This is a genomic window from Mycobacterium sp. E3305 (assembly GCF_001666785.1).
Classification (GTDB): domain Bacteria; phylum Actinomycetota; class Actinomycetes; order Mycobacteriales; family Mycobacteriaceae; genus Mycobacterium.
This window is the reverse complement of record NZ_LZJA01000271.1, coordinates 1-7,403: the sequence shown is the minus strand read 5'-3', so window position 1 is coordinate 7,403 and position 7,403 is coordinate 1. Positions and strand designations below refer to the sequence as shown.

The window sequence follows — 7,403 nt, the reverse complement described above, 5'->3', positions numbered from 1 at the left end:
CGGTCGATCGCCACCACGGTGAATCCGGCCGCCGCGCCGGTCCGCAACAGCGAATACGACGGATGCCCCGGACAGTCGAAATACATTGCGGTGGTTCCCCCGCCGTGGATCGCCACGATCACGGCCTTGGGTTCGTCGGCCTCGGCGACCAGCGCCGACATCGGTACGCCGTTGACGATCACCAGCCGGGGCCGCGGCGTTTTCATGCGTCGGCCCGCAGTAAGAGCACCCCGCTGGGGGTGAGGCCGCCGCTGCTGACCACGCCGACGCGGGCGTCGGCGACCTGGCGATCGCCGGCCTCCCCGCGCAGCTGGGTGATGGCCTCGTGGACGAGGCCCATGCCATGGGTGCGCCCGTGCGACAGCTGGCCGCCGTGGGTGTTCAGTGGCAGCAGGCCGTCACGGGCGATGTTCTTGCCGCCGTCCAGGAACTCTTTGGCCTCGCCGATTCCGCAGAATCCCAGCGCCTCGATCCAGGACAAACAGTTCATGGTGAAGCCGTCGTAGAGCTCGGCGACGTCGACGTCGTCGGGGCGCAGGGAGGTTCTCGTCCACACGTGCGCCGCCTGACCCAGCACCTGCGGTTCGTGGGTGAGAGTGCTTTGGTCCCAGTCGATTCGCTCGATGATCTGCGTGCCCACCGCCTCGACCAGGACAGGTGGTTTGGCGAGGTCGCGCGCGGTGTCGACGGCGGAGACGATGACGGCGATCGCGCCGTCGCAGGGTACGTCGCAGTCATAGAGGCCGAACGGCGTGGTGATCGGCCGCGCGTTGAGGTAGTCGTCCATCGTCATCGGCGAGCGGTAGATGGCGGTCGGGTTGAGTTCGGCGTTGGCCCGCTGATTCAGCGCGATCCAGCCCAGCGTCTCTTTAGTGGTGCCGTAGCGGTGAAAGTGCCGCTGCGCGTTCATCGCCAAGGTGTGCGCCGCGGAAGTCGCCCCGAATGGCATCTGCCAGCCCGACATCCGGCCCGCTGAACCATGGGTCGGGCTGATTTTGCCATGCTTCATCAGCTCGCCGTGGGTGGCTTCCCACACCGTCCGGAAGCACAGCACGTGCCGGGCCAGCCCGCAGGCGACCGCAAGCATCGCGGCGATCAGGGAGCCACCCGGGCCGAACGTTTCCATCGCGCCGTTGTGCCAAGTCGGCCGGATGCCGAGCGCGGCCTCGAGGGCGGTGGTGCCCCCCTCGCCCATGCCCGCCACGGTGATGGCGCCGGGATAGGTGGACAGGCCGTCGATGTCGGCGAATGTCAGGCCGGCGTCGGCGATGGCCGCTTCGCACGCCTGCACGGTCAGCGCCAACGGGGGCTGCATCAGCCGGCGACCGATCGGCGACATGCCGATCCCGGTCAGTGCGACCTTGTCTTCGAACTTCTCCCGGGTGAGCATGGGGCGCACGTGTTCGCCGAAGCGCTCCGGCGCTATCTCATCGGTGGGCAATGGGCCGGCTTCGGCATCGTGTACCGGCCGGAACAATGGAAACCACACGTCCTCGACGTGTTCGAAGACAACCTCGACCTGTTGGCCGAGTTCGAGCCGATCGGGCTCGCACTCGATGATGTTGGTGGTCAACCGAATCCGCGGATCTTCGGCGATCGCCACCTGCGCGATGACGTAGGGCGCGGCCAGCCCGGGCAGGCTGAACCGTTCGTTGATGGTGAACCCGGCGAGCGTTGCCCTGCCGGAGACCGCTCGCACCCCGACATCGGTTGAACGGCAATACCGGCACACCGGCGCGGGCGGATGGATCAGGGATTGGCAGGCCTGGCACTCCTGCAGGCGCAGTCTGCCGTCGGCTCCCGAGGTCCAAAAGAACTCGTTGTCCTGCGTGATCAGGGGCAGCGGTCGGCCCGGTGCTGCTGACACGTCACCTCCGCGCATCGAGCGGGTCCAGGGTGCGGCTTGGTAGGACCGTTATACGAATTGGAGAATTACGTTATCACTCGTACGCAGGTGCGATCGAGACGGTATTGGTCTTGTTTCCGGGGACGGTGGCCGCCGCCGGGACGACCGGTCAGTAGGGCACCCAGACGCCGGTGAAATAGGTACCCCACTGGTGAAAGCCGGCATTCCACATCGGTTCGTTCGGTGACCACCATGGCCGCGGTGGTGGTGGCGGCGGCACGTCCTGTGCGGCGAATGGCGGCGCGTATGGCGGCGGCAGTGTGTACCAGTCCGGTAGGACCGGTGGCGGCGTGCACTCGAGCGTCGCCGGATTGAACGACATGTTGCGATCGCAGTCCGCCGAGCTGATTCCCGGCGTCGCGATCACCGCGACGGCCGCCGGTGCGAGCGCGACCGCTATGACGGCGGTCAGGCGACGAATAAACCACCTCATCGTGTGCCTCCCGATGGGCCATCCTGGCTGGTTCAGCTTATTCCGTCGAGACCGCCTAGACCATGGTCAGGAAGTTTCGCGGCACCCCGTTCAGCGGGTGAATCCCCACTCCGCCTCGTTCTCTTCGGTTTTGAGGTGCTCGGCCGGATCTTCCGCATCGGTGAGTGGTGGGTGCGCGGCGGGCGAGGTGCGTTCCCCGATTTCCGCGATGGCGTGCACCGGGCAGTCCATCAGGGCGCGCATCACCGCGTCGCGGTCCGACTCCGCCACGGTGCCATCGCCGATGAGGGAGGCGTAGCCCCAATCGTCCAGCGAGAAGTATCCGGGCGCGTACTTGGCGCAGATGCCGAAACCGTCGCAAACCGTGCGATCCAAGCGGATTTTCATGCTTGCCTCGCAGCCTCCGCCTCGTAGGGGCGGTCGCTGCGGAACGCGCCGCGAGAGCAGGCCGGGCACGTGCCCTCCAGGTGCGTGGTCACTTCGCCCGGGAACTGCGCCAGCAGGCTGGCGGCCACATTCGTGGCGGCGTCCAGCGTCGCGCAGGCGCCCCGCCCACGCAGCAGCACCGACCAGCGGCGCAACCGTTGGAGGTCCTCTGCCGTTGCGGCGCCGTCGCGCAACGCACCGGCGACGGCCGCCATCGCCGCGGTTCCGTTGAAGCATGACCCGCATTGGCCGGCGTTCTCGCGGTCGAAGTAGGCCAGCACCGACGCCGCGACCGCGACGGGGCAGTCGTCGGTGATCACCGAGACCGCGCCGCAGCCCAGGCCGCTGCCGAGGCGCCGCATCGTCTCGTGATCCAGGGTTGTCTCGAGCACGGAGCGGTTGAGCAGACCGGCGAAATAGCCGCCCATCAGCGCTCCACGCACCTGGTCCGGCGAAACGCCGTGCAGCGCGAGGAGTTCGGTGAACGGCAGGCCGAGCGGAAGCTCGTAGAGCACCGGCGGCCGGCCGGCGCCGGTTACGGTGGCCAGGAACGTGCCCGGGGATATCGACGTGCCCTGCGAGCGGAACTTCGTCGAGCCGTGGCCCTGCAGGAAGGGCAGATTGGCCAGCGTCTCGACGTTGCTCACCAGCGTGGGCCGTTCGTCGACGCCGGATTCGAAGGGGCGTGGCGGCTTGTCGGTCGGCTTGGCCGGGCCGCCGTTGAGCGCGCGGACGGCCGCGGTCTCCTCGCCGGCCACATACCCGGGTTGCACGGCCAACAGCCCGACCGTGACGCCGACGGTGCCCGGATCGAGCTCGCCGAGCGCGGTCTGGACGCTGTGCGCCGATTCCGGGTCGGACACATATACATAGGCGCGGCCGGCGCCCACGACCGCCGCGGCAAGTCGAAGGCCGTCCAGCACCAGATGTGGACGGTTGCGCAGCAGCCACCGGTCTTTGATCGAGGCCGGTTCTCCCTCTTCACCATTCGCGACGACCACGGCGCCGCCGGCAACGCGGCCGTTATCGCGCACCGTGCGCAACTTGATCGCGAGGGGGAAGGCCGCGCCGCCCCGACCGACCAGCCCGCTGACTTCCACTTCGCTCAGCAATCCATCGGCGTCGGCGAGCGGCCGATATCCGCCGCGCTCTCGATACGCCGCGAGATCCTCGGGTGTATGGCCGGTTCGTCCGAAGAGCAATCGGGGTTCGCAGCCGGGGGAGGTGGCGGTGGCGATGGGGGTGGATTGCGCGGTGCTCACGGCCGGCCTGCCATCGTCTTGGTTACGCTTGCGCACGTGCGAACTGCGGTGGTACGCGTCAACGTCGACCCGGAAAGCGTGTCCACGGCGGCGCAGCTACGAGACGGCATGGCGGCGCTCCTTGAGCTCGCGGCGCAAGCGGGCGTCGGCGTGGTCGAGAACGATCTCGTGGCCATGCCCGCGGGGCGCCGCGAAGTCGAATTGTTGATCGCCGCTGAAGACGGCGACGCGGCCAGGCACGTGGCAATGAACCTGTGCGCCAAGGTGTTCGGCGGCACGCCGGTACCGGGGGTGGTCACCTTCATCAGCCGCGGAACCGACGACGACGCCCACGGCGTGCTGTCCGGCTTCGGGCTCGCGGGCGACATCGAGCGGACGCCTGGTGACGACGGATTCGACATCGTGTACGTGACGCTGCGGGAGTCCGACCTGGAACGCATCCCGGAGAGCCGCGTTCACACGGCTCTGGAGGCGTCGCTCAACTGCGAGGTCCACATTCGCACCGTCTAGCGCCATCACGAGCCCAGGAATTCGAGGATCGGGGGCGCCGCCTGTACCCACGTGTCGAACATGTTGAAGTGCTGGACCCGGCCCGCCGCACGGTCCTCGGATGCGCGTTCCCACGCATCCTCCGGCCACGGCGGGTCGATGAGCTTCGATCCCTTGATCAGGCAACTGACCTCGAGCGACGTCCGCTTCGGGTGATCCATGTCGTTCTCGCCGCCGCGAATGATCAACGTGGGGACCTTGATTCGGTCGAACATCTCGTCCTCGACGCCCGGGATCGTCTGTCCAGGCTTGGAGACGAACGCGTTCAGCCAGCGCAGCATCACCTTGAGGAATTCGTCTTTGTCGAAGTCGAGGAACCGCTGCTTGTTGTCGGGGTTCTGCTCGATGCGGTCCCGCCATTCGGCAACCTTCACCACGCCGTCCATGCCGGTACCGCGGACCGCGAGGATGCTCGGGATGATGTAGAAGGAGCCGAGTACGAAGGTGCCGTAGATGCCGCCGACGATGTTCCACACCACCAGCTTGGTGACCATTTCGGGGTAGAGCATCGTGGTCAGCATGGAATCCCGCGCCCCGCCGGATCCCCCGGCGAGGATGCAGCGCTCGAATCCCAGCCCCGTCACCAGCTTGTGCAGTGTCTCGGCGCGCATGTGTGATTCGCTCTGGCCGTAGAACTGCACGTCGGAAGCGCCGCAGTTGGGCCGGTCCCACAGCAGCACGCGGTAGCCGCCGGCGGCCAGCGCGTCCGCGAGCGGCCGCAGGCCCTCGATCTCCTTGCTGAACCGGCCGCCCGGCGTCAACGCGATGAGATCCCCTGAGTCACCGAGGATCTCGTAGACGACATTTCCCCCGTTGATCTCGATAGAAGGCACGCGATTTCTCCTGTGTTAGGCCTGCACCAGAACGTCGTTGCCGACGATGCGCACCGGGTAGGTGCGGATACTCCATTCCGGTTTGACCGCTGTCGTCCCGGTGGCCAGCTCGAAACCCCATTGGTGCCAGGGGCAGTAGATGTACTCCATGTCGCGCACCATCACCGAGTCACCGGGCGCGGTTTCGTCGACGATCGTGCGCCCCCTCGAGCGGCCCGAGCACAACGGACCGCCTTGGTGCGGACAGTAATTCGCGATCGCATAGAAGCTGCCGTTGACGTTGTACACCCCGACGCCGTGCCGGCCGATGGGGACGAGCTTGTGCTTGCCCGGCGGGATCTCGTCCACGGTGGCAACGACATGCTCGCGGCCCTGGGCGAGACGGGGCTCGGGCCGTTTGGCTTGTTCGGTCAACTCAGAGCACCCGGGTCTGACCCTCGAGGACCGGGACGGTCTCCGGCAGGTGGTAGGTCGCAATCCCGTTCTTGTACATCACCGCGTCGCGGGCGTGCTTGGGAAGGTGCTTGACCAACCAGCGGGGGTCGTCGAACGTCCAGTGCGGGTAGTCCGAGGAGAAGAGCAAGATCTTCTCGCACTCCATCCATTCCAGTGCGCGGGTGAGCTCCGTCTTGTCCTCGGGGTAGTCCAGCGGTTGGGTGGTGAACTTGATGTGGTCCTTGACGTACTCCGACGGCTTGCGCTTGATGTCCACCCACGACTTGCGCGCTTCGTAGATCGCGTCCATGCGCCACATCAGCGGCAGGATCCAGCTGAATGCGTGCTCGACGAAGACGATCCGCAGCGACGGGAACCGGTCGAAGACGCCGTCGAAGATCAGGCTCATCACCTGATTGGCGGCCAGCAGCGAGTAGGTCACCATGAAGTCGTGGTTGTAGCTGGGGAAGCCCACCGGCGGGATCGGTAGCTCGTCGTACTGGCTGCGCGACAGGTGGCAGCTCACGGTGATGTCGTGCTTGGTGGCCGCGGCCCAGATGGGGTCGTATTTGGGATGGCCCCAGGACGGCTTCGGCTCGGCCTTGATCAGTATCTGCGCCATGAACGGATGCCCGGCCCAGCGCTCGATTTCGCGCACGGACGCTTCCGGCTCTTCGATGGCGAGGCAGATCGAACCGCGCCACCGTTCGTGCCAATTGTTGTGGCTGTCCAGCCAGTGATTGGCCTGCCAGTCGTTCAGCGCGTACGACATCGCGTGCTGGGCCTCGGGCAGCCGCGCCGGGTAGGCGGCCGGCTCCAGGATCGCGATGTCGGAGCCCGCCTCCATGATGAGTTGGCGGAACGCCATATCCGGGTCGCTGCACGGGAATTCGCCGTTGGCGGGGAAGGAGTCCACGCGCATCGCGTACGAGTGCGCGTAGTCCGGCGCGTCGTAGTAGATCAGCTCACCCACGTTGCGGTTGAGAAAGTACTTGCTGCGCCAGGGCTCCGGGATGTACGGGACCAGCTCGCCCCGCTTGGGCGCGGGGTGGACGTCCGAGTCGACGCAGCGGACGGCTATGCGCTCGGTCGCGGGGACCCGCTCCTGCGAATGGGTCAACGTCATGGGGAACTCCTCGGTCTCACGTCCTGCTTCTACTGTGCGCCCACTTCGGCGGGGATGTCTATGCCGTAGAGCCGCGCCGCGTTGCGCCAGCAGACCTTGTCGCGCTGCTCGGCGGAGAGCGCCCTTGGCAGCTTTTTGGCGTCGCCGAACTGCCAATGCGGGTAACTCGAGCCGAACATCACCATGTCGTCCTTGCCGGTGAAGCCGAACCATTCGCCGGCGAAATCGACGTCACCGGGGCCGTCGAGGCTGCCCTGGACGAAATAGACGTGCCCCGGGAGGTAATCGCTGGGGATGCGCGGCGCCCAGGGCGTCTGCTCCAGGTGGGGCCGGCCGAACGTGTCCATCCGCCAGATGAACGGCGTGATGAAGTCGGCGGCGCCGTCGGCCCAGACGAACTTCAGGCCGTCGAAGCGCTCGAACACGCCCTCCG

9 protein-coding genes and 1 pseudogene are annotated in these 7,403 nt (G+C 66.9%); 1 reads left to right on the top strand and 9 read right to left on the bottom strand.

Annotation, left to right across the window (positions count from 1 at the left end; genetic code table 11):
• The 5 genes and pseudogenes from A5701_RS23845 to A5701_RS23825 all read right to left on the bottom strand — a co-directional run.
• Window positions 1-206 (bottom strand): annotated as a pseudogene (locus tag A5701_RS23845) (alpha/beta hydrolase); the annotation flags it as partial.
• Window positions 203-1,882, bottom strand: a complete 1,680-nt coding sequence (locus tag A5701_RS23840) for an OB-fold domain-containing protein (protein WP_197505053.1) — start codon at window positions 1,880-1,882, stop codon at window positions 203-205. The pseudogene A5701_RS23845 and the gene A5701_RS23840, both read right to left, overlap by 4 nt.
• A 133-nt stretch (window positions 1,883-2,015) precedes the next feature.
• Entirely contained in the window at window positions 2,016-2,339 is a 324-nt protein-coding gene (locus A5701_RS23835; RefSeq protein ID WP_067760143.1) for a hypothetical protein, read from the bottom strand.
• A 90-nt stretch (window positions 2,340-2,429) separates the two neighbouring features.
• A complete protein-coding gene (locus A5701_RS23830; protein ID WP_067760141.1) occupies window positions 2,430-2,726 on the bottom strand; it encodes a ferredoxin in 297 nt (98 codons plus the stop codon).
• Window positions 2,723-4,027 (bottom strand): NADH-ubiquinone oxidoreductase-F iron-sulfur binding region domain-containing protein, encoded by a 1,305-nt coding sequence (locus tag A5701_RS23825; RefSeq protein WP_067760150.1) that lies wholly within the window; start codon window positions 4,025-4,027, stop codon window positions 2,723-2,725. The genes A5701_RS23830 and A5701_RS23825 overlap by 4 nt, the downstream gene beginning before the upstream one ends.
• Before the next feature lie 48 nt (window positions 4,028-4,075).
• Between A5701_RS23825 and A5701_RS23820 the strand changes: the two genes are divergently transcribed.
• Entirely contained in the window at window positions 4,076-4,537 is a 462-nt protein-coding gene (locus tag A5701_RS23820; RefSeq protein WP_082950157.1) for a hypothetical protein, read from the top strand.
• A gap of 5 nt (window positions 4,538-4,542) precedes the next feature.
• Here A5701_RS23820 and A5701_RS23815 read toward each other — a convergent pair whose 3' ends face one another.
• From A5701_RS23815 to A5701_RS23800, 4 genes are all read right to left on the bottom strand, one after another.
• Window positions 4,543-5,409 carry an alpha/beta fold hydrolase gene (locus A5701_RS23815; protein WP_067760135.1) on the bottom strand — a complete coding sequence of 289 codons (867 nt, stop codon included), beginning with the start codon at window positions 5,407-5,409 and terminating at the stop codon, window positions 4,543-4,545.
• Between the two features lie 15 nt (window positions 5,410-5,424).
• Window positions 5,425-5,823: a Rieske 2Fe-2S domain-containing protein gene (locus A5701_RS23810; RefSeq protein ID WP_067760133.1), complete on the bottom strand. Its 399-nt coding sequence runs from the start codon at window positions 5,821-5,823 to the stop codon at window positions 5,425-5,427.
• A gap of 1 nt (window position 5,824) precedes the next feature.
• Window positions 5,825-6,970 (bottom strand): amidohydrolase family protein, encoded by a 1,146-nt coding sequence (locus A5701_RS23805; RefSeq protein WP_067760130.1) that lies wholly within the window; start codon window positions 6,968-6,970, stop codon window positions 5,825-5,827.
• Window positions 6,971-6,999: 29 nt separating this feature from the next.
• Window positions 7,000-7,403: amidohydrolase family protein (locus A5701_RS23800; RefSeq protein ID WP_156670246.1), on the bottom strand; the 404-nt coding region annotated here is incomplete at its 5' end.